The sequence below is a fragment of the Streptomyces sp. NPDC051740 genome (genome assembly GCF_044453165.1).
Lineage (GTDB): Bacteria > Actinomycetota > Actinomycetes > Streptomycetales > Streptomycetaceae > Streptomyces > Streptomyces atrovirens.
The window spans coordinates 566,199-589,514 of record NZ_JBITCL010000002.1 but is presented as its reverse complement, the minus strand read 5'-3'; the positions used below and the strand labels follow the sequence as shown (position 1 = coordinate 589,514).

Sequence of the window (23,316 nt, the reverse complement as noted above, 5' to 3'; positions counted from 1 at the left end):
CGCGTGGTCGCCGGCTACGGACTCGCCGCCGTCGTCTACCTCTTCATCGGCCACGCCATCGCGGGCCGCCTCCGCCGGTACTGAGGCGGCCCCGGTCGGCTCAGGTGAGCGGGCAGCAGTCCGGGTCCAGGCCCCTGGGCAGCAGGTCGCCGCCGAACACCGCGCAGGTGGCCTCGTGGCCGCCGAGGGCGGCGACCGCCAGGAGCAGTGAGCCGGCGGTCCAGGTGGTCAGTTCGCGCGGCCAGATCGCGTCGTCGTCGAAGACGTAGCCCGTCCAGTACAGGCCGCTCTCCGGATCGCGCAGGTGCTGGATCGACTGGAGCACCTCCAGCGCGCGGTCGGACTCGCCCATCGCCCAGAGGGCCAGGGCGAGTTCGGCCGACTCGCCGCCGGTCACCCACGGGTTGGGCACCACGCAGCGCACCCCGAGTCCGGGGACGACGAAACGGTCCCAGCCCTCCTCGATACGGGCCTTGGCCTCCGCGCCGGTGAGCGCGCCGCCGAGCACCGGGTAGTACCAGTCCATGGAGTAGCGGTCCTTGTCGAGGAACCGCTCCGGGTGGTGCCGGATCGCGTGCCGCAGCGCGCCCGCCGCCAACTCCCAGTCCGGCTGCGGCTCTTCGCGCTGCTCGGCGATGGCGAGCGCGCAGCGCAGCGCGTGGTGGACGGACGAGGAACCGGTGAGCAGCGCGTCCGCGGTGGGCGTGCCGTCGTCGTCGCGCCGCCAGCCGATCTGCCCGCCGGGCTGCTGCAGCCGCAGCACGAACTCCACCGCCGCGTACACCACGGGCCACATGCGGTCCAGGAACGTGTCGTCGCCGGTGGAGAGGTAGTGGTGCCACACCCCGACCGCGACGTAGGCGACGAAGTTGGTCTCCCGGCCCCGGTCGGTGACGTCGAGCGGGTCGCCGTCGGCGTAGGCCGCGTACCAGGAGCCGTCCGCCAACTGGTGCCGGGCCAGCCACAGATAGGCCCGTTCGGCGGCGTCGTGCTCGCCCGCCGTGTCCAGGGCCATCGCGGCCTCGACGTGGTCCCACGGGTCGAGGTGGTGCCCCCGGAACCACGGGATCGCCCCGTCCTCCCGCTGCGCCGCGAGGATACCGGCGACGGTCGTGGCGGCCTGGTCGGCCGTGAGGACCCCGGGCAGGACCAGGTGTTCGGTCCGGGAGGTCGTCACGTGGCGTCCGCCCCGGCCCCGGCCGCGGCGCGCGGCAGGTGCGGTTTGGTCGCGTACGCCACGAAGCTCTTGCCGATCAGCGGGTTCAGCGCCTGCTCCGCGACCCGGGTGGCCAGCGGCTTCTTCATGATGTCCCAGACCAGCAGCTTGTGGTACGCCCGTACCGGCAGCGCCTTGTCGTTGTCCACGCCGAACGCGCACTTCAGCCACCAGTACGGCGAGTGCAGCGCGTGCGCGTGATGGCTGCCGTACGGACGCAGGCCCGCCCCGCGGATCTTCGCCAGCAGTTCGTCCGCCTTGTAGATGCGGATGTGGCCGCCCTCGACCTCGTGGTAGGCGTCGGACAGCGTCCAGCACACCTTCTCCGGGCCGTAGCGCGGCACGGTGATGGCGATCCGGCCGCCGGGCTTGAGCACGCGCACCATCTCGGCGAGGACACCCTTGTCGTCCGGGATGTGCTCCATCACCTCGGAGATGATGACGACGTCGAAGGACTCGTCGGGGAAGGGCAGGGCGAGGGCGTCGCCCTCCATGGCGGTGGCGGTGGCCCCGACGGGTGCCTCCCCGGCCTCCTTCATCGCCGCGAACCACTTGGCGACCTCGCGGATCTCCTCGCCGTTCCGGTCCAGCGCCACGACCTGCGCGCCGCGCCGGTAGCACTCGAAGGCGTGCCGGCCGGCCCCGCAGCCGAGGTCCAGGACGCGGTCGCCCGGGGCGAGCGGGAACCGGGAGAAGTCGACGGTCAGCACGTGGCCCTGCTTTCGCGGTCGGAGGTGTCGGCGGCGTGCACGGGCACGGCGGCGGCCGTGTCCGTGGGGGTGTCGGGACCGGCGTCCCCGGCGGCCGGGGCGTCGGGGGTCGCGGGCGCGGGGCGGTCGACGGCCCCGGTCGCGGCACGGTCCGCGGGCCGGGCACCGGGGCGGTCGGCAGCCCCGGCACCGGGGCGGACCGCGCCCGTGTCCCGGCCCGCACCCGCCATCGCCTCGCGGTAACGGGCCACCGTGCCCTGGGCCGCACGCGTCCAGGTGAAGTGCCGCAGCACCCGCTCCCGTCCGGCCGCCCCGAGCCGGGCGCGCAGTTCCGGGTCGCCGAGCAGCCGGGTCAGCGCGGCGGCCAGCGCCCCCGCGTCGCCGGGCGGTACGGCGAGACACGTCTCCCCGTCGCGGCCGGCCACCTCGGGGATCGCCCCGCCGGTGGTGGCGACCAGCGGGGTGCCCGTGGCCATGGCCTCGGCGGCCGGCAGGGAGAACCCCTCGTACAGCGACGGCACGCACGCGACCTGCGCCGACCGCACGAGGTCGACGAGTTCGGCGTCCGAGATGCCCTTGACGAACTCGACGGCGCCTTCGAGGCCGTACCGCTCCACGGCCTGCGCGACGGGCCCCTCCACGGGCCGCTTGCCGACCACGACGAGGTGTGCCCCGGGCTGCTCGGCCCGTACCTTCGCCAGCGCCTCGACGAGGAAGACCAGCCCCTTCAGCGGTACGTCCGCGCTGGACGTGGTCACGATCCGGCCCGGTACGACCGGCACCGACGGATCGGGCGCGAACAGGTCGGTGTCGGCGCCGATGTGGACGACGTGGATACGGTCCTGCCGTACGCCGAGATCGTCGACGATCTCCTGGCGGGAGCTGCCGGAGACGGTGAGCACGGACGGCAGACGGCGCGCCACCCTCTTCTGCATCCGCGTGAAGGCGTACCAGCGGCGCACCGAGTAGCGCCGCTGCCAGTTCCCGGCGGCGTCCAGCTCCAGCCGCCGGTCGACGGTGATGGGGTGGTGGATGGTGGTCACCAGGGGAGCGCCGAGGTCGCCGAGCAGGCCGTAGCCGAGGGTCTGGTTGTCGTGGACGACGTCGAAGTCGCCGCGCCGGGCGCGCAGATGGCGGCGGGCGCGCAGGGAGAACGTCAGCGGCTCGGGGAAGCCGCCGGTCCACATCGTGCCGACCTCGAGCGCGTCGATCCAGTCCCGGTACTCGTCGCGCTTCGGGGTGCGGAAGGGGTCCGGCTGGCGGTAGAGGTCGAGGCTGGGCAGTTCGGTGAGGGTGGGGCCGTCGCAGTCCTCGCCCTCCACCACGTCCAGGACCGGGTACGGCTGGGCGCCGATGACCTCGACGCGGTGTCCGAGGCGGGCGAGTTCGCGGGAGAGATGGCGTACGTAGACGCCCTGCCCGCCGCAGAACGGGTTTCCCTTATAGGTGAGGAGTGCGATGCGGAGCGGTCGCAAGCCGTCGGATGCGGGCCCCCGCGAGGGCCCGGCCTGACTGGCCTCAGCGGTCACTCTGGGCCCCCTTCTCCCTGCACTGTCCCGCGAGATTACGCCGGGAGGCTGATCTAGAACAAGTTTCAGAGTTGATCGTTCGGAGGATCCGAATCTACCGGCAGGTAGGGGTACCGGAAGCAGTGGATCAGGTGATTCACGCCACGACGGACGACATGCCATGCTGTCTGATCATCCACCCTCACCGACTGTCACGGACGGGACCCATGCCTGCGGAAGCCAACAGGGACAAGGCGGCCAGGGCAGCCACAACGGACAAGGCGGGCAAGGCGGCGGCGACGGCGGGGCCCGGCACCGCGCGGCCCGCCCCGGCCTCGCCGCTCACCGAGCGCCAGGAGGCGCGTCGCCGCCGCATCCTGCGGACGTGCGCACAGCTGGCCTGCCGGGGCGGTTTCGACGCGGTGCAGATGCGTGAGGTCGCGGAGTCCTCGCAGGTGGCGCTCGGCACGCTGTACCGCTACTTCCCGTCCAAGATCCATCTCCTGGTCGCGACCATGCAGGACCAGCTGGAGACCCTGCACGGCACGCTGGGGAAGAAGCCGCCGGCCGGTGAGACCCCGGCCGAGCGGGTCGCGGAGACCCTGATGCGGGCCTTCCGCGCGCTCCAGCGGGAGCCGCACCTGGCCGACGCGATGGTGCGCGCCCTGACGTTCGCGGACCGCAGCGTGAGCCCGGAGGTCGACCAGGTCTCCCGGCAGACCACGACGATCATCCTGGACGCCATGGAGCTCACCGATCCCACACCCGAGCAGCTCTCGGCCGTCCGGGTCATCGAGCACACCTGGCACTCGACCCTGATCACCTGGCTCTCGGGCCGCGCCTCCATCGCCCAGGTCAGGATCGACATAGAGACGGCGTGCCGCCTGGTGGACCTGACGGCCCCGAGGGGCCCGATGGCCACTGACGACCATCGGTGATCACCGGCGAGACCTTCGAAGCCTTTCCGGGGGCGTGCGGGTGCGGTGCGCGTCCCATGGTTGACGTGACCCTGCTCACCGAAGCCACCCCTGGCCCCTTCCCTACGGGCGGGTAGAGTGTCGGCGTCGTCATCACACCGTACGGGGGGAAGCCGGTGCAATTCCGGCGCTGACCCGCAACCGTAAGCCGCCCCGAGGCGGTGAGCCGGACTGCCCCGCACGGTCCATGACCGGCTCACGTGCCCGGCGGACCCGTCGGCGCACCGGCACCGTCGAGGTATACGGAGCCGAGCCGCCGGGGTGTCCCGCGCTGCCCGGCTCCCCGCAGGGAAGAAGGCACCCGCCGATCATGAATGTTCGCCGCAGCGCAGCGGTCCTGGCCGCCGTCGCCGTGATCGGCGCCGCCACCCCGGCCGCCGCCGACACCACCCCGTCCCCGTCACCGTCCCAGGCGCTCCCCTCCGCCCTGTACGGCGACGGCGACCCGCAGTACGACGGCGTCTGGCGCCAGTCGCTCGCCCTGCTCGCCCAGCACACCGTGGGCGTCGAGCCGTCGAAGGCGGCCGTCGGCTGGCTCACCGGCCAGCAGTGCGCCGACGGCTCCTTCGCCCCGTACCGCGCCGACACCGCCGAGGCGTGCGACGCGAAGACGATGGCCGACACCAACCAGACCGCCGCCGCCGTCCAGGCCCTCGCCGCGCTCGGCGGCCACGACGACGTCACGAAGAAGGCCGTCGACTGGCTGAAGTCCGCGCAGAACAAGGACGGCGGCTGGGGCTACGTGGCGGGCGGCGCCAGCGACACCAACTCCACCTCCGTCGTCGTCGGCGCGCTCGCGGCCGCCGGTGAGAAGCCGGCCGAGGTGAGGAAGGACGGCAAGTCCCCCTACGACGCCCTGCTGAAGCTGGCGCTGCCCTGCGAGGGCGACGGCGCGGGCGCGTTCGCCTTCCAGCCGGACAAGAAGGGCGAACTGGTCGCCAACGCGGACGCGACGGCGGCGGGCGTGCTCGGCTCGCTCGGTGCGGGCCTGGTCGTCGAGCCCGGCAAGGACGGCGCCGGGGAAGCGGCGTGCGAGAAGGCCGGCGGCCCCGGGCAGGCCGCCGCCAACGGTGCCGCGTACCTCACCGACGCCCTCGCCGAGGACGGCCACCTCACCTCCGCCCTCGCCGGCGCCGAGGACCAGCCCGACTACGGCAACACCGCCGACGCGGTGGTCGCGCTCGCCGCGCAGGGTGCCGGCGAGCAGGCCGGGAAGTCCCTGTCCTGGCTGGAGAAGAACGCCGCCGGCTGGGCGGCGCAGAGCGGCCCCGCCGCCTACGCCCAGCTGATCCTCGCCGCCCACGCGACCGGCGCCGACCCGCGCGACTTCGGCGGCACGGACCTGGTGAAGCAGCTCGGCGCGACCGGCCCGGCCGCCGGGAAGACCACGGAGGCCGAGGCGGACGAGAAGAAGGACGAGTCCGAGTCCGCATCGGACTCCGGCTTCGGTGTCTGGTGGTTCGTCGGCATCTGCCTGGTCGCCGGCATCGGCATCGGCTTCCTGATCAGCGGCCGTACGAAGCGGCAGCAGCCGTGATCCGCCGGGCCGCAGTCCTGTTCCTGGCCGCGCTCCTGCCCCTGTCGGCGGGCGCGGGCCAGGCGCAGGCCGCCGGCTACCGCTACTGGTCTTTCTGGGAGCAGGACGGCACGGCATGGACGTACGCGGACCAGGGCCCGTCCCTCGCCCGCCCCGCCGACGGCGACGTCCACGGCTTCCGCTTCTCCGTCAGCGAGAACTCCGCCGACGCGACGAAGCCGCGTGGCACCGCCGACTTCGACACCATCTGCGCGCAGACCCCGGCGGTCGACGGCAGGAAGCGCGTGGCCCTGGTCATCGACTTCGGCACCCCCGCCGACGCCCCGTCCGGCGAGACCCCGCCGGCCGGCCGCACGGCCTGCGCCCAGGTCCCCGAGGACGCCACCACGGCCGAGGCCCTGGCCTCGGTGGCCAAACCCCTCCGTTACGACACCAACGCCCTGCTCTGCGCGATAGCGGGCTACCCGGAGAAGGGCTGCGGAGAACAGGTCTCGGCGGAGAAGGCCCCCGCCCCCGCGGAGGAAAAGCCCGAGCCGGACGACTCGGGCCCGTCGGTGGGCTTGATGGCCGGAATCGCCGCGGTGGCCCTCCTCGGAGCAGCAGCCGTCTGGCAGGCCCGCCGCCGTGCGTAACGCACCCGGCTGCGGGCCATCGTGCCCGCCCGACCGCGGGCAGTCGTGCCTCCCCCAGTGCCTGAAACGGCCTGGGAGGTACCCCCAGGGCGGCACGGGTGGGCGATGGGGGTCCCCCCGCTCGAGCGAAGCCGAGAGTGGGGGAGGCACCCCGCGAACGCCGGGCCGCGCAACACCCCCCGCCCAGCGACAGCACCGGCACCGGCACCGGCACCGGCACCGCCCCCAACTCCACCCCGGCGCCTGGTGGCTCTGGTCCCTCTCCCTCGGCACAGCCGCCACCCGCACCACCAACCCCCTCCTCCTCACCCTCCTCATCACCGTCTCCGCCTACGTCGTGGCTACCCGCCGCCCCCACACCCCCTGGTCCCGCTCCTACGGCGCCTTCCTCAAACTCGCCCTCGCCGTCATCCTCATCCGCCTCACCTTCGCCGTGGTCCTCGGCTCCCCCATCCCCGGCACGCGCGTCCTCATCCACCTCCCCGAAGTCCCCCTCCCCCACTGGGCCCAGGGCATCCGCCTCGGCGGCAAGGTCACCGCCGAAGCCCTCACCTTCGCCCTGTACGACGCCCTCCGCCTCGCCACCCTCCTCATCTGCGTGGGCGCCGCGAACGCCCTCGCCAACCCCTCCCGCCTCCTCAAATCCCTCCCCGGCGCGCTGTACGAACTCGGCGTGGCCGTCGTCGTCGCCCTCACCTTCGCGCCCCACCTCATCGCCGACGTCCAGCGCCTGCGCGCCGCCCGCCGGCTGCGGGGCCGGCACGACAAGGGCATCCGCGGCCTGCTCCAGGTCGGACTCCCGGTCCTGGAGGGCGCGTTGGAACGCTCGGTCGCCCTCGCCGCCGCGATGGACGCCCGCGGATACGGCCGTACCGCCCAGGTGCCTCCCGCCGTCCGCCGTACCACCGCCGCCCTCACCCTCGGCGGTCTGCTCGGCGTCTGCGCCGGAACGTACGGACTGCTCACCGCCGAGGGCGGCACCTACGGCCTGCCGGTGCTCATCGCCGGTGTCGCCGCCGCCCTCGCGGGCCTGTGGCTCGGCGGCCGGCGCACCCTGCGCACCCGTTACCGCCCGGACCCGTGGGACGCCAGGGCCTGGCTGGTCACGGCGTCCGGAGTCGCCGTAGCGGCCCTCCTGGCCCTCGCCGCCTCCCGCGACCCGGCGGCCCTGCACCCCGGCGTGGTCCCGCTCGTCGCGCCCACGCTCCCCCTGTGGCCGGCGGCGGCCGTCCTGATCGGCCTGCTTCCCGCCTTCATCACCCCCGCCCCCGAGGCGGCCACGGACACCCGCGAGGAGCCGACGACGTGATCCGCTTCGAGAACGTGTCGGTGACGTACGACGGAGCACCCGAACCCGCCGTCCACGGAGTCGACTTCGAGGTCCCCGAGGGCGAACTGGTGCTCCTCGTCGGCCCGTCCGGCGTCGGCAAGTCGACGGTCCTCGGCGCGGTGAGCGGCCTGGTCCCGCACTTCACCGGCGGCACCCTGCACGGCAGGGTCACGGTCGCCGGCCGCGACACCCGCACCCACAAGCCGCGCGAACTCGCCGACGTCGTGGGGACGGTGGGCCAGGACCCGCTCTCCCACTTCGTGACGGACACGGTGGAGGACGAACTCGCCTACGGCATGGAGTCGTTGGGCCTTCCCCCGGCCGTGATGCGCCGCAGGGTGGAGGAGACCCTGGACCTCCTCGGCCTCGCCGGTCTCCGCGACCGCCCCATCGCCACCCTCTCCGGCGGCCAGCGGCAGCGCGTGGCGATCGGCTCGGTCCTCACCCCGCACCCCCGGGTCCTGGTCCTCGACGAACCGACCTCCGCACTCGACCCGGCGGCGGCCGAGGAGGTCCTCGCGGTCCTCCAACGCCTGGTCCACGACCTCGGCACCACCGTCCTCATGGCCGAGCACCGCCTGGAACGCGTCATCCAGTACGCCGACCAGGTGGCCCTGCTGCCGGGCCCCGGCGAGCGGCCGTGGCTCGGCGCCCCGTCGGAGGTGATGGCGGTCTCCCCCGTCCACCCCCCGGTGGTCGGCCTGGGCCGCCTCGCCGGCTGGTCCCCCCTCCCCCTGACGGTCCGCGACGCCCGACGCAGGGCGGGCCCGTTGCGCGACCGCCTCGCCGACGGACAGCCGCCCGCACGGGAACCCGGGCCGAAGCCGGCACCCGCTCCCAGGCGCCTGTTCCCGCGCAAGAAGCCCGACACCCCGGCCCCCGCCCAGGTGGCCGAGGTCCGCTCCCTCGCGGTCCGCCGCGACCGCGTCCAGGCCCTGCGCGGGGTCGACCTGACCGTCGCCCCCGGCGAGACGATCGCCCTCATGGGCCGCAACGGCGCCGGAAAGTCGACGCTGCTCAGCGCGCTCGTGGGCCTGGTCGCCCCCTCCTCGGGCTCGGTCCGCACCGGCGACGCGGTCCCCCACCGCACCCGCCCCCGCGACCTGGTCCGCCGCGTCGGCCTGGTCCCGCAGGAACCCCGCGACCTCCTGTACGCCGACACGGTCGCGGCGGAGTGCGCGGCCGCCGACGAGGACGCGGGCGCCGAGCCGGGCACCTGCCGCGCCCTGCTGACGGAGCTGCTCCCCTCGGTGGCCGACGACACCCACCCCCGCGACCTGTCGGAGGGCCAGCGCCTGACCCTCGCCCTGGCGGTCGTCCTGACCGCGCGCCCGCCCCTGCTCCTCCTCGACGAGCCGACCCGCGGTCTGGACTACGCGGCGAAGGCCCGCCTGGTGACGATCCTGCGCGGGCTGGCCGTCGAGGGCCACGCGATCGTCATGGCCACGCACGACGTGGAACTGGCGGCGGAACTCGCCCACCGGGTGGTCCTGCTCGCCGAGGGAGAGGTGATCGCGGACGGTCCGGCGGCGGAGGTGGTCGTGGCGTCCCCGTCCTTCGCCCCGCAGGTGGCGAAGATCCTCGCCCCGCAGCACTGGCTCACGGTCTCCCAGGTCCGGGAGGCGCTGCGATGACCGACGCCGGAAGCACGCCCACCCAGCGCCAGACCCGGGCCGTCCGCCTGGGCCCCCGCTCCTGGGCGGCCCTCGCCCTGGTGAGCGCGGTGGGCGTGGCAGGCGTCGGCTGGCCCTTCCTCGCCCCGCCCGACTCCTCCGTGAACGCCCACGCCCAGGACGCGCCGTGGCTCTTCGCGGGCCTCCTCGTCCTGCTGGTGGCGGTCGTGGCGGCGACGATCTCGGAATCGGGCCTGGGCCCGAAGTCGGTGGCGATGCTCGGCGTCCTCGCGGCGACGGGCGCGGCTCTGCGCCCCATCGGCGCGGGCACGGCCGGCCTGGAGCCCATGTTCTTCCTCATGGTCCTCAGCGGCCGGGTCCTCGGGCCGGGCTTCGGGTTCGTCCTCGGCTCGGTGACGATGTTCGCGTCCGCCCTGCTCACCGGCGGTGTCGGCCCCTGGCTGCCGTTCCAGATGCTGTCGATGGGCTGGTTCACGACGGGCGCGGCCCTGCTGCCGGGCGCCGACCGCCTGCGCGGACGCGCGGAGCTCTGCCTGCTCGCGGCGTACGGCTTCCTGGCGGCCTTCGCCTACGGCACGGTGATGAACATGGCGGGCTGGCCCTTCATGTCCGCCCTGGCCTCGAACATCTCCTTCGACCCGGACGCGTCGCTCCCCGTCAACCTGGCCCGCTTCCTGGCGTACTGCCTGGCCACGTCCCTCGGCTGGGACCTGGGCAGGGCCCTGGTCACGGTCGCCCTGACCCTCACCCTCGGCACCCCGGTCCTGAAGGCCCTGCGCCGCGCCACCCGCCGGGCGGCCTTCGAGGCGCCGGTCACATTCGAGGAGACCCCTCGGTGAGCAGCCGCTCGCGCCCCGTGAACGAGTGGGTGAAGGGCCCCACATGACCCGGGTCACATACGAGGCAGGGCCGTAGCCGGGCGTCCCGCGGGCACCGCCGCGAACGCCTCCGCGCCTCGCCCCCACTGCGACCGCGCTTAGTAAAAGGGACCTTTGCGGGCAATGCCGGGATTTGTTTCCGTGGAGCGGTCGCCGGGCGCCGACGTCCCTCACGGGTCGCGGCGCCGACGCATGCCCCCGCCGCACGACATCCGTACGGCACCGGGCGTACGGCGACCGCCCAGCTCCCGACCGAAAGGCCGAACGTGTCCGCCGCTTCCCTCCTCCGCACCGTCGCCGCCCCGAAGAAGGCCCTCGCCGGCGCCGCCCTCGCGGCCGCCGCCTGCGGCACCCTGATCGCCGCCGCGCCCGCCCAGGCCGCGACCACGACCAGCGCCTCCTCGGCCCGGGCGACCGCGCAGGAGATGATCGGCGACTCGGCCGAATTCCAGTGCTTCTCGAAGATCGTCCAGCACGAGAGCAGCTGGAACCCCACCGCCACCAACGCCTCCAGCGGCGCCTACGGCCTGGTCCAGGCCCTGCCCGCCTCCAAGATGGCCTCGGCCGGCTCCGACTGGAGGACCAACCCCGCCACCCAGATCAAGTGGGGCCTGGACTACATGAAGGACCGCTACGGCAGCGCCTGTGACGCCTGGTCCTTCTGGCAGGCCAACCACTGGTACTGACAGCCCCGCACCCCCGTACCGAAGGCGGCGGCCCCACGATCCCCGGGGCCGCCGCCTTCGCCGTTCACGAACGGTACTGCGGCCCGTACGCCCCGGCGGTGAACGCCCCGACCGGTGGAGAGGCGTCATTCCGGGCGTGCGCCATGCGGAGAGCCAGGAGGTGCACAGCGGATGCGGAGCGCTTCAGGCGGCCAGGCGTGCCGCGATGCCGTCGAGGACGCAGTCGAGGCCGGTCTCGAACTGCCACTGCAGGTCGTCCTTGCGCGCGGCATCGCCGATGTAGTGCTCGTACCTCGGGTAGCGACCGGTGTTCATGAGCCAGGTCATGTGCGAGGCCAGTCCTGAGCGCGCGTCCTCGCGGCTCGACCAGCCTCGGACCCTCAGCATTCGCGTCAGGCCGATTTCCGAGTCGACCGCTCCGTGCACGTACGCGGTGACGGTGCTGTAGACCGCCATCGCCGTGTCGGTGTCGAGCCCGGAGAGCGCGGCCAATGCCCTCTCCGGCACCGCCAACTGGTTCGGGGTCGGTGCGCACCAGGTCGCGCGGGTCACCCACGAGTGCTTGAGCAGGAGGTCACGGATGCGCAGGGCGAGCGTCCGCATGGCCTCGCGCCAGTCCATCGCCTCCTCGGGGAGTTCCAGCTCCCCATAGACGAAGTCGACCATCAGCTCCAGGAGTTCGTCCTTGCCGGAGACGTAGCGATACGCCGCCATGGGGGCTACGCCCAGTTCGGCGGCCAGGCGCCGCATCGTGACGGCGTCGATGCCCTCGGCGTCGGCGATCCCGACCGCGGCGTCGGCGATCCGCCGCGCGGTGAGGGTCGTCCGAGGAGCGGGAGCAGGGCGTTCGAGGCGTTCCCACAGGGAGACATGGTCCCCGTTCCCGCTTCGCACATGACTCTCCTGGGCGGCCATCGACCGGGCTCCTTCCGCCGAGCGTTCATGTACACCGTATCAGGAGTAGACGTCGTACACTCTGATGTGTACGTTGTACGCAACCGATACGACGTACACATCGAGGTGTTTCTCATGGGCGACCGGAACGACAGTCCTCTGCGGACCGCGGTGATCATCGGCAGCACCAGGGACGGACGATTCGGCCCCGTCGTGGCCGACTGGCTGAAGGACCACATCCAGCGGCACGAGAACATGACCGCGGATCTCGTCGACCTCGTCGAGACGCCCATGCCGACGGTTTTCCCGGCTTTCGGCCAGGCGCCCTCCCAGGAAGTCACGCGGCTGCTCGGCGCAGTGTCGCCGAGGCTGGCGGCAGCCGACGCCTTCGTCGTCGTCACGCCGGAGTACAACCACAGCTTCCCGGCGCCGTTGAAGAACGTCATCGACTGGCACACCGACCAGTGGCACGCCAAGCCGGTCGGCTTCGTGTCCTACGGCGGCCTCGCCGGCGGCCTGCGCGCCGTCGAGCAGCTCCGCGTCGTGCTTGCGGAGCTCCACGCGGTGACGATCCGCAACACCGTCAGCTTCCACAACTACGGCGAGGTCTTCGACGCGGACGGCAAGCCGTCCGACCCGGGATGCGACGTCGCGGCCAAGGCCATGCTCGACCAGCTCAGCTGGTGGGGGCACGCGCTGCGTGAGGCCAAACGCGTCCGTCCGTACGCCGTCTGACGTCTTGCCACGCGCGCATGGGGGGAGAAGCAATGAACGACCGCACAGCGGACAATCCCGCACCCGTCCGACCGGCCCTGCCCCGCCTGGGCGTCTTCGGGCTGATGCTCGGCATCTTCCTGGCCACACTCGACGGGCAGATCGTCAGTACCGCGCTCCCGACGATCGTGGGCGACCTCGGAGGCCTCGACAACTTCTCGTGGTCGGTGACGGCGTATCTGCTCACCATGGCCGCCGCCACCCCGGTCTGGGGCAAACTCGGTGACCTGTACGGCCGCAAGGGCGCCTACATGTCCGCGGTGGTGGTCTTCCTGGTCGGGTCGATGCTGTGCGGCCTGGCTCAGGGCATGGGCCAGCTCATCGCCTTCCGGGCCGTTCAGGGGCTCGGTGCCGGCGGGCTGATGGTCGGGGCGCTTTCGGTCATCGGGGTGCTGGTGCCACAACAGGAGCGGGGCCGCATCCAGTCGATGGTCGGCGTGATGCTGCCCGTCGCCTTTGTCGGCGGGCCACTGCTCGGCGGGTTCATCACCGACTACATGGACTGGCGCTGGACGTTCTACGTGAACGTACCGGTCGGTGTCGTCGCGCTGCTGGCGGTCTCCCAAGGCGTAGTGCTGCACACCGAACGCGTCAAGGTCCGGGTCGACTACCTCGGTGCGGCTCTCCTGACCACCGGCATCCTGGCCCTCACCCTGCTGGCCAGTTGGGCCGGCACCAGCTATGCCTGGGCGTCGCCCCAGATCGCCGGACTCGGCGCGGCGGCCGCGGTGAGCCTGGCGTGGTACGCCCGTGTCGAGCTGCGCGCGGCGCAACCGATCACACCGCCGAGCCTGTTCCGCAGCCGCGAGTTCGCCCTCGCCCAGGTTCTCAGCTTCCTGGTCGGTGCCGTTCTGGTCTCCGTGATCAACTATCTTCCGCAGTACCTGCAGTTCGTGCAGGGCGCCTCGTCCACGGTCAGCGGCATGCTCATCCTTCCCCTGATGCTCGGCTCACTCACGGCCCAGCTGACCACCGGGCGGATGGTGGACCGCGGTGGCCTGGAGCGCGTCCTGCCGCTCACCGGCGGTGCCGTCATGACCGGCGGCGCGCTGCTGCTGCTCCTGCCCGGTACGGACACCCCTGTGGCCGTGGTCTCCGCGCTCACTCTGACCATCGGGGTCGGTGTCGGCATCCTGATGCAGACCACCCTGCTCACCACCATGAACAACGCCGCTCCGCGTGACATGGGAGCCGCCACCGGAACGGTCACCCTCGTGCGCACCCTCGGCGGCTCCCTGGGGGTCGCCGTCCTGGGGGCCGTGCAGAGCAACCGCATGGGCGACGTGCTGGCCGAGCGGCTCGGTTCCGAAGCCGAGGACGGGCTGACGGCCGGGGGCGAACTCACCCCGGCCCTGTTGAAGGACATGTCCGCCGGGGCACGCGACGCCGTCGAAGAAGCCGTCAGCAGCGGTCTGCACGGTGTCGTGGTCGGCGCCGCGGTCCTGTCGGCGATCGCGTTCGCCACGGCGTGGTTCATACGGGCGGCGCCGGCTGCCGACGCGACAGCCCCCGGGACCACGGACCCACCGGACGCCGACGCGGCACAGGCCGCTCTCAGGACACCTACCGCGGACTGAGCCCCATCCTCTCGTCCGATCGCCTGCCGCGGCCGAGGCCAGCCCTCGACCGCCCAGGCCACATCACCCCGACCAGGTACGGATCGCACGGTTCACATGCCCCCTCGCCGTGCGATCGGCCCTCTACCGAAGGCGAACGAACGATGCCCAGCAACTCGGCCGCACGTGCCAGAGACCTACTGGTCCGCCCCTTCTCCCTGGGAAGCCTCACTCTTCCCAACCGCGTCGTCATGGCGCCGATGACGCGCGAGTTCTCCCCCGACGGCGTCCCGGGCGGAGATGTGGCGCGGTATTACGCCCGGCGGGCGGCCGGCGGCGTGGGCCTGATCATCACCGAGGGCACGTACGTCGGCCACGACTCGGCGGGGAGCAGCAGCCGGGTGCCACGCTTTTACGGTGACGACGCGCTCGTCGGCTGGTCCGCGGTGGCGGACGCGGTGCATGAGGCGGGTGGCCGGATCATGCCGCAGTTGTGGCACGTCGGCATGGAACGCGCAGACGGAGCCCCGCCGGTGCCCGACGCCCCGCGGATCGGTCCGTCCGGCATCGCGCTGGACGGTTCGGTGACAGGGGAGGCGATGACGCAGGCGGACATCGATCACGTGATCGCGGCCTACGCCACCGCCGCAGCGGCGGCCGAGGCGCTCGGCTTCGACGGCATCGAGATCCACGGCGGGCACGGCTATCTCATCGACCAGTTCCTCTGGGCCCACACCAACAAGCGCAGCGACGCGTACGGCGGCGATGTCGCCTCCCGCGCCCGCTTCGCCGCAGAGATAGTGGAGGCCTGCCGGGAGTCCGTGTCCGAGGACTTCCCGATCCTCTTCCGGCTCTCCCAGTGGAAGACGAACGGCTTCCAGGCGAAGATCGCCGAGACGCCGCAGGAACTGGAGACCATTCTCAGCCTGCTCGCCGAGGCGGGCACCGACGCTTTCCACTGCTCCACCCGCCGTTTCCACCTGCCCGAGTTCGACGGCTCCGACCTCAACCTCGCGGGCTGGGCGAAGAAGCTCTCCGGCAGACCGTCCATCACCGTGGGAGCGGTGGGCCTCAGCAACGAGTTCCTCCAGGTGTTCCAGGGCGAACAGGCGGGCGTCACCGACATCGACGGCCTGCTCGCCCGTCTGGAACGGGACGAGTTCGACCTCGTGGCGGTCGGCCGGGCCCTCCTGGGTGATCCGGACTGGCTGACCAAGGTACTCAGCGGCCGAGCCGAGGATCTCAACCCCTTCCACGTGGGCCTCGTCGGCACACTCGACTGAGTCTCCCGACAGCGGGAAGTCGACCGCCGGCCCGTGTTCCAGCCCTGTCCGTCGGCCCGCCACGGCGCGTTCACCCGGCTCACGGTGTCCGCACCCGGCGGGTGCCGGCTCAGCTCGGAGTACGGTCCTTCACCGGCGCCGACGGCTCACCGCCGGGCTCGGCCGCGGCCACCGCCGTACGGGAGCGCGGGCCCTGGAGGAGGTACGCCAGGCCGAAGCCGGCGCCGACGACGACCGCGCCGCCGGCCGCGTCCAGGATCCAGTGGTTGCCGGTGGTGACGATCGCGGCGGCCGTGAGCAGGGGGTGGAGGAGGCCGAGGGCCTTCGTCCACGGCCTGGGCGCGATGACCGCGATCACCAGTCCGCACCACAGGGACCAGCCGAAGTGCAGCGACGGCATCGCCGCGTACTGGTTGGTGAGGTGGGTGAGGGTGCCGTAGTCGGGCCGGGTGAAGTCCTGGACGCCGTGGACCGTGTCGATGATGCCGAGGCCGGGCATCAGGCGGGGCGGGGCGAGCGGGTAGAGCCAGAAGCCGACCAGGGCGAGGAGGGTGGCGAAGCCCAGGCTCGCACGGGCCCAGCGGTAGTCGACGGGGCGGCGCCAGTACAGCAGGCCGAGGACGGCCAGCGGGACGGCGAAGTGGAACGACGTGTAGTAGAAGTCGAAGAACTCCCGCAGCGGGCCGATCCTCACCACGGCGTGGTTGACGGCGTACTCGATGTCCATGTGGAGCAGGCGTTCGAGGTCGAGGATCTGCCGTCCGTGTTCCTCGGCGCGGGCGCGGCCCGCCGAGTTGCTGCCGCCGGTCGCGGCGAGGCGGACCTGGGCGTACGCGGTGTAGGCGACGCGGATCAGCAGGAGCTCGAGCAGGAGGTTCGGGCGGATGAGCACCCGGCGCAGGAACGGCAGCAGCGGGACGAACGCGAAGCGGGCCGGGACGGGTGGGGCGTACGGGGTCGGGACCGGTGTGCGGAAGTACGGCGAGCCGCGGGAGAGGAAGGGGACCGCGGTGGCCGCGGCCAGGGCCGCCAGGAGGACGGTGTTGTCGCGCAGCGGGTGCAGGAACGCCATGTTCGGCAGCATCGCCTTCGCCGGCAGTGTCATCACCAGGATGACGGCGACGGGCCACACCAGGCGGTCGCGGGCGCGTCCGCCGACCCGGCCGGCCACGGTGAGCAGCACCCACAGCAGCTGGTGCTGCCACGCGGTGGGGGAGACGGCGATGACGGCGCAGCCGGTGACGGCGACCGCGAGCAGGAGCTGGCCGTCGCGGGTGTAGCGCACCGCGCGGCGCAGGGCGAGGGCCACGACCGCGGCGCCGGTCAGCAGGAAGAGGCCGGTCTCCAGTGGGCCCCGGAGGCCGAGGCGGAGCAGGGCGCCGTGCAGGGACTGGTTGGCGGGATCGTCGGCGGGGCCGCCGAGGCCGGTGCCCGCCAGGTGGTGCACCCAGTAGGTGGGGGAGTCGTGCGGCAGCGCGGCCCAGGCGAGCGCGGTGGCCGCGGCGAAGGTGACGCCCGTGGCGGCGGCGGCCCGGCGGCGGCCGGTGAACCACAGCAGCGGGGTGAAGAGGAGGAGGGTGGGCTGGAGGGCGGCGGCGACGCCGGTCAGTACGCCGCTGACGCGCTGCCCCCGCGCGACGAAGCAGCCCAGCAGGACGAGCAGGACCGGGATGATGCTGGTCTGGCCGAGCCAGAGGGTGTTGCGCACCGGCAGGGACAGCATGAGCAGGCTGACGGCGACGGGCCCGGCGAGGATCGCGGTGCGGCGGCCGACCGGCTGGGGCAGGGCGCGGACGGCGATCAGTCCGAGGGCGACGACCAGGAGCAGGGTGCCGAAGGTCCAGCCCCAGCCGAGGGCTTGTTCGGCGGGGCCGGTGAGGGGTTTGAGGACGAGCCCGCCGAAAGGGGTGCCGGTGAACCGGGTGGAGTCGTAGAGGGAGCCGCTGACGTGCAGGACGCCCCCGGGGCCCACCCAGGTCTCCGGTTCGGTCAGCCGTTCCCCGGGTGACGTGGTGAGGACGGCGGTGACCTGGCGTGCGGCGAGGGCGGCGGCGAGCGTCCAGAGTCCGAGGCGTGCCATGCGCAGCCGTGCCCGGGTGCCACCGGCGGCTGTCGCCCCGTAGGGCTCCGCCGCTCGTCCGCTGCGGTCCGCGTTCCTCACCCTCGCCGGCCTCCCACCCGCCCACCTCACACCACGTCACCGTGTGATACCTCTCCGTGACGAGCATAGGGTTCGCGCCCTCCGGGCAGGCCGCAAGCGACTCCCGCCCCGCCCGACGACCCCGCGGCTTTTGCCCGGACGGTGAGGGATCACACCGATCGCCGTCGCCCGCGAAGGGCGCGAGAAGGGTCACACCGGACGGTCGGCCGAAGCCCTCGGGGGCGGTGCCGCGTGCCTGCACACCCCCCATTTAGGTGCACTGTGCAGCTAAGTCCGTACCGCCCGTAACGGCACCAACGGCGCCTATCGTCGTTTTCTTCGGCCCGCCGACAGCGCCGCCGCGCGGACCCGTCCCTGTTCCCGTCGAAAGGTAGGCGAGCGAAGTTTTGGCCACTGTCACGGTCACCGCTCCCCCGTCCACGCGGAAGGCCTCACAGAAGGCCGGCGCCGCGCACACCCCCGCTCCCACCGTCACCGACCCCGCGCTCGTCCGGCGCGCCGTGAAGGCGGCGGCGCTCGGCAACGCGATGGAATGGTTCGACTTCGGTGTCTACAGCTACATCGCGGTCACGCTGGGCAAGGTCTTCTTCCCCTCGGGCAACCCCACCGCCCAGCTGCTGTCCACGTTCGGCGCCTTCGCCGCGGCCTTCCTGGTCCGCCCGCTCGGCGGCATGGTCTTCGGCCCGCTCGGCGACCGCGTGGGGCGGCAGAAGGTCCTCGCCCTCACGATGATCATGATGGCGGCGGGCACCTTCGCCATCGGCCTCATCCCGTCCTACGCCGCGATCGGCGTCGGCGCCCCGATCCTGCTGCTGGCGGCCCGTCTGGTGCAGGGCTTCTCCACCGGCGGCGAGTACGCCGGCGCCTCCACCTTCATCGCCGAGTACGCCCCCGACAAGCGGCGCGGCTTCCTCGGCAGCTGGCTGGAGTTCGGCACCCTCGCCGGATACATCGGCGGCGCGGGCCTGGTCACGCTGATGACCGCGCTGCTGTCGTCGGACGACCTGCTGTCCTGGGGCTGGCGGATCCCGTTCCTGATCGCGGGCCCGATGGGCATCATCGGCCTGTACCTGCGGATGCGCCTGGAGGAGACCCCGGCGTTCGCGGCCGAGGTCGCCAAGGCCGAGAGCGAGCGCCCTAAGGTGCCGCTGCGGGAGATGGTGACCGGCCAGTGGCGCGCGCTGCTGCTGTGCGTGGGCCTGGTGCTGGTCTTCAACGTCACCGACTACATGCTGCTGTCGTACATGCCGAGCTACCTCACCAGCGAGCTGGGCTACGACGCCACGCACGGCCTGGTCGTCGTGCTCGGCGTGATGGTGCTGATGATGATCGTCCAGCCGTTCGCCGGCGCGCTGACCGACCGGGTCGGCCGCCGTCCGGTGATCGCGGCCGGCTGCGCCGGGTTCCTGGTGCTGTCCGTGCCGGCGCTGCTGCTGATCCGCGACGGCGGTCTGCTCGCGGTCGCCGCCGGCATGGGCGCGCTCGGCCTGCTCCTGGTCTGCTTCACCGCCGCCATGCCGTCCGCGCTGCCCGCGCTGTTCCCGACCCGGGTGCGCTACGGCTCGCTGTCGATCGGCTTCAACGTCTCGGTGTCCCTGTTCGGCGGCACCACCCCGCTGGTGGTCACGGCCCTGATCGGCGCGACCGGCGACATGATGATGCCCGCCTACTACATGATGGCGGCGGCCGTGATCGGCGGTTTCGCGGTGTGGCGCATGGCCGAGTCGGCGGGCCGCCCGCTGCCGGGGTCGGCTCCCTCGCTGGAGGCCGGGGAGGCCGGGACACACCGGGAGAACGCCTGACGGGCGGCGGGGGCACGGCGTATCTTCGTCAACGGCATTAGTTAGACAAGCTAACCAGCCGTACGGAAGGTACAGGTGCATGAGCGAGTCGCAGCTCTGGCAGAAGGTGGACGACTACTTCACCGGCCGTCTCCTGCCCGACGCCCCCGACGACGACGCCCTGGCGGCGGCCCTGCGCGACAGCGACGCCGCCGGGCTCCCGCCGATCGCCGTGTCGCCCCTGCAGGGCAAGCTGCTCCAGCTCCTCGCCCAGCTGCAGGGGGCCAGGAACATCCTGGAGATCGGCACGCTCGGTGGTTACAGCACCATCTGGCTGGGCCGCGCCCTCCCCGCCGACGGACGGCTGATCTCCCTGGAGTACGACCCCGGCCACGCCGAGGTCGCCGTCCGCAACATCGCCCGCGCGGGGCTCGACAAGCAGGTCGAGGTGCGGGTGGGCGCGGCGCTGGAGTCGCTGCCCCGGCTGGCCGACGAGAACCCGCCGCCGTTCGACGTGGTCTTCATCGACGCCGACAAGGTGAACAACCCGCACTACATGGAGTGGGCGCTCAGGCTGACCAGCACGGGCAGCCTGATCATCCTCGACAACGTGGTGCGCGGCGGCCGGGTGGCCGACCCGGACAACACCGACCCGGACGTGCTGGGCACCCGCGCCGCCCTCGACCTGATCGGCGGCCACCCCCGGCTGAGCGGTACGGCGGTCCAGACGGTCGGCGCCAAGGACTACGACGGCTTCGCGCTGGCCCGGGTGCTGGCCTGAGCCCTGTGCCCTACACCTCGTGGTAGAAGCCCACGTTGACGCTGCGCGGGGCGGTGCGGTCCTGGACGACGACCTCGCCGCTGCCGCCCCGGGGCAGCGCGACGGTGCCGCCGTAGGCGACCGGGTGCTCGTACCCGCCGACGGTCAGCCGCACCTCGGAGGACGGCTCGGGCAGCGAGCCTCGCAGCCAGGCCAGCTGCCAGGTGCCGTCCGGCGCGCACTGGAACTCCAGGTGGACCCGCGAGACGAACAGCCAGTCGTCCGGCGTGGAGAGCCGGCACAGCGACTTGTCCCGGCCCACCCGCAGCACGGTGCCCGGCTCGCTGGGCGCGTCGGCCATGAGCATGCCGGCCGTGGCGCCCGCTTCCGCCGCGGACACCGCGGCCATGGTGAGTTCGAGCACGTGGGCTCCTCCTGAGACGTCCTGGCGGACCGGAGGGGCCCGGACCCGCTGCCGCCGAATGATAAAACGCCCGGCTCCACGGCGTCCGGCACAATGGCCTCATGACCGAGCGAAAGCCACCTGGCGTCGATTTCGAGAGCTGGGTCGACAAGCAGATCCGTGATGCCGAGGCGCGCGGCGAGTTCGAGCAGCTGGCGGGGGTGGGCAAGCCACTCCCCCGCGAGGTCGAGACCACCTACGACGAACTGTGGTGGGTCAAGCGGAAGATGGCCCGTGAGGGCTTCTCGGTGCTGCCGCCGACGCTGGCCCTGCGCAAGGAGGCCGAGGACGCGCTGGAGGCGGCCCTCGCGGCACCCTCGGAGCGGATCGTCCGGAAGATCCTCACGGAGATCAACGCGAAGATCAGCGACATGATGTTCAAGCCGCCGCCCGGCCCCCCGCTGGGCAAGAAGCCCTACGACGTCGAGGACGTCGTAGGGCAGTGGCGGGAGCGCCGGGCGGCGACGGGCGGGTCGGACGGCTCAGGCGTGTAGCAGCCGTTCCGCCAGTTCGCGGTAGTCCCGCAGGGCGAGCCGCAGTTGCTCGGTGTCGGTCGCCGCCGCGGCCCCGCTCGTTTCGGCGCCGTCGGTGTGCCAGGACCGCCGCAGGGTACGGCGCCGCTCGGTCACCGCGTCCGTGAAGCGCGCGGTGAGTTCCTCCAGTGCGCGATCCGCCTCCTGCACGGCGTCCCGCGGCGCGTCGACGAACCCGGCCACGGCGTGCTGCAACCGCGCCGTGAGCTTGTCGGTGTCGTCGAGCCGGAGAAGACGGGCGACGGGGGTCCGGTCGGCGTCGTGGTGCGTACCGGTGCCGGCAGGGGCGGTGGCGTCGGGCTTCGGGTGTGCGGCGGCCGGCGGGCTCTCGCCGCCGGGGGTGGTGCGGCCGGTTTCCTCACGGGTGCCGAGGCCGCTGCCGCGGGCTCCCGCGTCAGGGGCGTCCCCCCAGGCACCGGGAGCGGTGCGGCCGGTTTCCTCGCGGGTGCCGAAGCCGCGTGTGCCCGCGTCCGGGGCGCCGCCCCGGGCACCGGGAACCGAGGCCTCGCCCAGGGGGCCGGGGGCCGTACGGCCGGCCCCTCCACGGGTGCCGAAGCCGCGGGCGCCCGGGTCCGGGGCGTCGCTCCGGGCATCGGGGGCCGAGGCGTCGCTCCGGACGTCGGGTGTGGTGCGGTGCCCCTCGACAGGCGGGGTGTCGCCGGGGCGTCGGGTGGCGTCGGTCATCGGTCAGCTCTCCTTCGCCTGGTGCCGGTGGAACAACGACGGTGTGTGGTGGCCGCGGCCGGCGGCCGGGGACGTACGGTCGCCGTCCGCGCCGGCGCGGTGGCGTCCGGCCTCGTGCCGGGACGGCCGCACCAGTTCCTCGAACAGCGCGCGGGCCTCGACGAGGGCCTCGCGCATCTCCTCGGTGCCCGCGCCACCGTCGTTCGCGCGGGCCTGCGCCACCCGGTGCACGCGCCGGTAGCCCTCGACATGGTGGGCGTGGTGCACGGACAGCGCGGCGAGCTGGTCCTCGTAGTGCCCGTCGGCGGGGAAGCCGCGGGCGGCGGCGAGTTCGGCGATCAGCCGGTCCGCCTCGGCGACCGCCTCCCGCGGCGCGTCGACGAACCGCTCCTGGACGGCCGTCCAGCGCACCTCGTACCTCTCCCGCTCGGTGGACTCCAACGGCCGTACGCGCAGGTCGCCGTGGCGCTCCACGCGCTCGGCGAGCTCCCGCTCGGCGGCCTTGGTGTCCCCGTCGTGCCGGGCGACGGCACGGTCGTACTCGGGTCCGAAGCGCCGCTTCAGACCGGCGCCGTGCCGCGGGCCGCGGGCGCGCGAAATCAGTACGGCCGCGACGACGGCGACCGCGACAATCACGATCAACGCAATGATCAGGCCAGTGGACATGGATGCCTTCCGGGTTATCGGCCCAACCGGCACTCCTCGCGAGCCGGTTCGTCTTCCGGGTTGCCCGAAGGTTCACCCACAAACAGTTCGGGGCCGTCACGGTCCGCCACGGCTTATTCGCTTGCGGGCCGGCCGGAGGGCCCGCCGAGAATGCGGGCATGGTGTGGACCGTGGCCCCGGAACCGTACGACTCCCCCGTCGCCGCCGCGCTGTGGCGGGCGTACTACACGGAGGTCAGCGACCGCTGGTACCTGCTGCACGAGGGGCGGCGGACCGGCCCCGAGGAGCTGGAGCGGGAGATCGCCGCCGTGTCGGGGGCCGACCTCGCACCGCCGGAGGGCCTGCTGCTGGTCGCGCGGTACGCGGGCGAGCCGGCCGGCAGCGCGGGCGTCCGGCTGCCGGCCGGTACGACCGCCGAGCTGACCCGGGTGTTCCTGTACGAGGGGATGCGGGGCAGGGGCGGGGCGGCGCTGCTGGTGCGGGCCGCCGAGGACGCGGCCCGTGCCTCGGGCGCCACCCGGATGATCCTGGACACGCGCGGGGACCTCGTCGAGGCGCGGGCGCTGTACGCCCGGCTCGGCTACACGGAGACCGGGCCGCACAACACCGACCCGTACGCCGAGCACTGGTTCGCCAAGGAGCTGGGCTGAGGA

General features: G+C 73.0%; 22 protein-coding genes and 1 riboswitch. Of the genes, 14 read left to right on the top strand and 8 right to left on the bottom strand.

The genetic code is table 11. The annotated features are described in order from the left end of the window. Positions 1 to 100 precede the first annotated feature (100 nt). The 3 genes from ACIA6T_RS05725 to ACIA6T_RS05715 are packed head-to-tail and all read right to left on the bottom strand — an operon-like array spanning position 101 to position 3,455. Positions 101 to 1,177: a prenyltransferase gene (locus ACIA6T_RS05725; protein WP_399445283.1), complete on the bottom strand. Its 1,077-nt coding sequence runs from the start codon at positions 1,175 to 1,177 to the stop codon at positions 101 to 103. Next, positions 1,174 to 1,926, bottom strand: a complete 753-nt coding sequence (locus ACIA6T_RS05720) for a class I SAM-dependent methyltransferase (protein ID WP_399445282.1) — start codon at positions 1,924 to 1,926, stop codon at positions 1,174 to 1,176. Before ACIA6T_RS05720 ends, ACIA6T_RS05725 begins: the two co-directional genes overlap by 4 nt. Next, entirely contained in the window at positions 1,920 to 3,455 is a 1,536-nt protein-coding gene (locus tag ACIA6T_RS05715; protein WP_399445281.1) for a glycosyltransferase family 4 protein, read from the bottom strand. Before ACIA6T_RS05715 ends, ACIA6T_RS05720 begins: the two co-directional genes overlap by 7 nt. Positions 3,456 to 3,661: 206 nt before the next feature. On the opposite strand from ACIA6T_RS05715, the gene ACIA6T_RS05710 reads away from it, so the two are divergent. The 7 genes from ACIA6T_RS05710 to ACIA6T_RS05680 all read left to right on the top strand — a co-directional run bounded on the left by ACIA6T_RS05710 (position 3,662) and on the right by ACIA6T_RS05680 (position 11,108). Further along, the gene (locus ACIA6T_RS05710) at positions 3,662 to 4,372 is read left to right on the top strand and encodes a TetR family transcriptional regulator (protein ID WP_399445280.1); all 711 of its coding nucleotides are present in this window, start codon (positions 3,662 to 3,664) and stop codon (positions 4,370 to 4,372) included. Positions 4,373 to 4,471: 99 nt separating this feature from the next. Then, a riboswitch (cobalamin riboswitch) is annotated at positions 4,472 to 4,609 on the top strand. A gap of 112 nt (positions 4,610 to 4,721) precedes the next feature. Then, positions 4,722 to 5,948, top strand: a complete 1,227-nt coding sequence (locus tag ACIA6T_RS05705; protein WP_399445279.1) for a prenyltransferase/squalene oxidase repeat-containing protein — start codon at positions 4,722 to 4,724, stop codon at positions 5,946 to 5,948. Further along, a complete protein-coding gene (locus ACIA6T_RS05700) occupies positions 5,945 to 6,580 on the top strand; it encodes an SCO2322 family protein (RefSeq protein WP_399445278.1) in 636 nt (211 codons plus the stop codon). The genes ACIA6T_RS05705 and ACIA6T_RS05700 overlap by 4 nt, the downstream gene beginning before the upstream one ends. Continuing rightward, on the top strand, positions 6,573 to 7,889 hold the full coding sequence (locus ACIA6T_RS05695; RefSeq protein ID WP_399445277.1) for an energy-coupling factor transporter transmembrane component T: 1,317 nt from the start codon (positions 6,573 to 6,575) through the stop codon (positions 7,887 to 7,889). The genes ACIA6T_RS05700 and ACIA6T_RS05695 overlap by 8 nt, the downstream gene beginning before the upstream one ends. Then, entirely contained in the window at positions 7,886 to 9,544 is a 1,659-nt protein-coding gene (locus ACIA6T_RS05690) for an ABC transporter ATP-binding protein (RefSeq protein ID WP_399445276.1), read from the top strand. The genes ACIA6T_RS05695 and ACIA6T_RS05690 overlap by 4 nt, the downstream gene beginning before the upstream one ends. Beyond that, positions 9,541 to 10,383, top strand: a complete 843-nt coding sequence (locus ACIA6T_RS05685; RefSeq protein ID WP_399445275.1) for an ECF transporter S component — start codon at positions 9,541 to 9,543, stop codon at positions 10,381 to 10,383. Before ACIA6T_RS05690 ends, ACIA6T_RS05685 begins: the two co-directional genes overlap by 4 nt. A 305-nt stretch (positions 10,384 to 10,688) precedes the next feature. Next, positions 10,689 to 11,108, top strand: a complete 420-nt coding sequence (locus tag ACIA6T_RS05680) for a transglycosylase SLT domain-containing protein (protein ID WP_399445274.1) — start codon at positions 10,689 to 10,691, stop codon at positions 11,106 to 11,108. 183 nt (positions 11,109 to 11,291) lie between these two features. On the opposite strand, the gene ACIA6T_RS05675 is transcribed toward ACIA6T_RS05680, so the two are convergent. Next, positions 11,292 to 12,023: a TetR/AcrR family transcriptional regulator gene (locus tag ACIA6T_RS05675; protein WP_399445273.1), complete on the bottom strand. Its 732-nt coding sequence runs from the start codon at positions 12,021 to 12,023 to the stop codon at positions 11,292 to 11,294. A 114-nt stretch (positions 12,024 to 12,137) separates the two neighbouring features. Between ACIA6T_RS05675 and ACIA6T_RS05670 the strand changes: the two genes are divergently transcribed. From ACIA6T_RS05670 to ACIA6T_RS05660, 3 genes are all read left to right on the top strand, one after another. Next, positions 12,138 to 12,737, top strand: coding sequence for an NADPH-dependent FMN reductase (locus ACIA6T_RS05670; RefSeq protein ID WP_399445272.1), 600 nt, complete (start codon positions 12,138 to 12,140; stop codon positions 12,735 to 12,737). A gap of 32 nt (positions 12,738 to 12,769) precedes the next feature. Beyond that, entirely contained in the window at positions 12,770 to 14,353 is a 1,584-nt protein-coding gene (locus ACIA6T_RS05665) for an MDR family MFS transporter (protein WP_399445271.1), read from the top strand. 143 nt (positions 14,354 to 14,496) lie between these two features. Next, positions 14,497 to 15,615: an NADH:flavin oxidoreductase gene (locus ACIA6T_RS05660; RefSeq protein WP_399445270.1), complete on the top strand. Its 1,119-nt coding sequence runs from the start codon at positions 14,497 to 14,499 to the stop codon at positions 15,613 to 15,615. Between the two features lie 109 nt (positions 15,616 to 15,724). Here ACIA6T_RS05660 and ACIA6T_RS05655 read toward each other — a convergent pair whose 3' ends face one another. Beyond that, positions 15,725 to 17,776, bottom strand: a complete 2,052-nt coding sequence (locus tag ACIA6T_RS05655) for a bifunctional glycosyltransferase 87/phosphatase PAP2 family protein (RefSeq protein WP_399445269.1) — start codon at positions 17,774 to 17,776, stop codon at positions 15,725 to 15,727. A 386-nt stretch (positions 17,777 to 18,162) separates the two neighbouring features. On the opposite strand from ACIA6T_RS05655, the gene proP reads away from it, so the two are divergent. Together proP and ACIA6T_RS05645 are read left to right on the top strand one after the other, a co-directional pair. Beyond that, on the top strand, positions 18,163 to 19,578 hold the full coding sequence (gene proP / locus ACIA6T_RS05650) for a glycine betaine/L-proline transporter ProP (protein ID WP_399445268.1): 1,416 nt from the start codon (positions 18,163 to 18,165) through the stop codon (positions 19,576 to 19,578). Between the two features lie 79 nt (positions 19,579 to 19,657). Then, positions 19,658 to 20,338: an O-methyltransferase gene (locus ACIA6T_RS05645; RefSeq protein WP_399445267.1), complete on the top strand. Its 681-nt coding sequence runs from the start codon at positions 19,658 to 19,660 to the stop codon at positions 20,336 to 20,338. Positions 20,339 to 20,348: 10 nt separating this feature from the next. Here the strand turns inward: ACIA6T_RS05645 and ACIA6T_RS05640 are convergent, their stop codons facing one another. Next, complete coding sequence (locus ACIA6T_RS05640) at positions 20,349 to 20,741, bottom strand: hypothetical protein (RefSeq protein WP_399445266.1); 393 nt, start codon at positions 20,739 to 20,741, stop codon at positions 20,349 to 20,351. A gap of 101 nt (positions 20,742 to 20,842) precedes the next feature. On the opposite strand from ACIA6T_RS05640, the gene ACIA6T_RS05635 reads away from it, so the two are divergent. After that, entirely contained in the window at positions 20,843 to 21,274 is a 432-nt protein-coding gene (locus tag ACIA6T_RS05635) for a DUF1992 domain-containing protein (RefSeq protein ID WP_399445265.1), read from the top strand. Here ACIA6T_RS05635 and ACIA6T_RS05630 read toward each other — a convergent pair. Together ACIA6T_RS05630 and ACIA6T_RS05625 are read right to left on the bottom strand one after the other, a co-directional pair. Next, positions 21,263 to 21,997 carry a hypothetical protein gene (locus ACIA6T_RS05630; protein ID WP_399445263.1) on the bottom strand — a complete coding sequence of 245 codons (735 nt, stop codon included), beginning with the start codon at positions 21,995 to 21,997 and terminating at the stop codon, positions 21,263 to 21,265. The two genes, ACIA6T_RS05635 and ACIA6T_RS05630, sit on opposite strands and share 12 nt — an antisense overlap. A 3-nt stretch (positions 21,998 to 22,000) precedes the next feature. Beyond that, entirely contained in the window at positions 22,001 to 22,663 is a 663-nt protein-coding gene (locus tag ACIA6T_RS05625; RefSeq protein ID WP_399445262.1) for a hypothetical protein, read from the bottom strand. Between the two features lie 158 nt (positions 22,664 to 22,821). Here ACIA6T_RS05625 and ACIA6T_RS05620 point away from each other — a divergent pair, with 158 nt between their 5' ends. Continuing rightward, a complete protein-coding gene (locus ACIA6T_RS05620; protein ID WP_399445261.1) occupies positions 22,822 to 23,313 on the top strand; it encodes a GNAT family N-acetyltransferase in 492 nt (163 codons plus the stop codon). Positions 23,314 to 23,316: the final 3 nt, after the last annotated feature.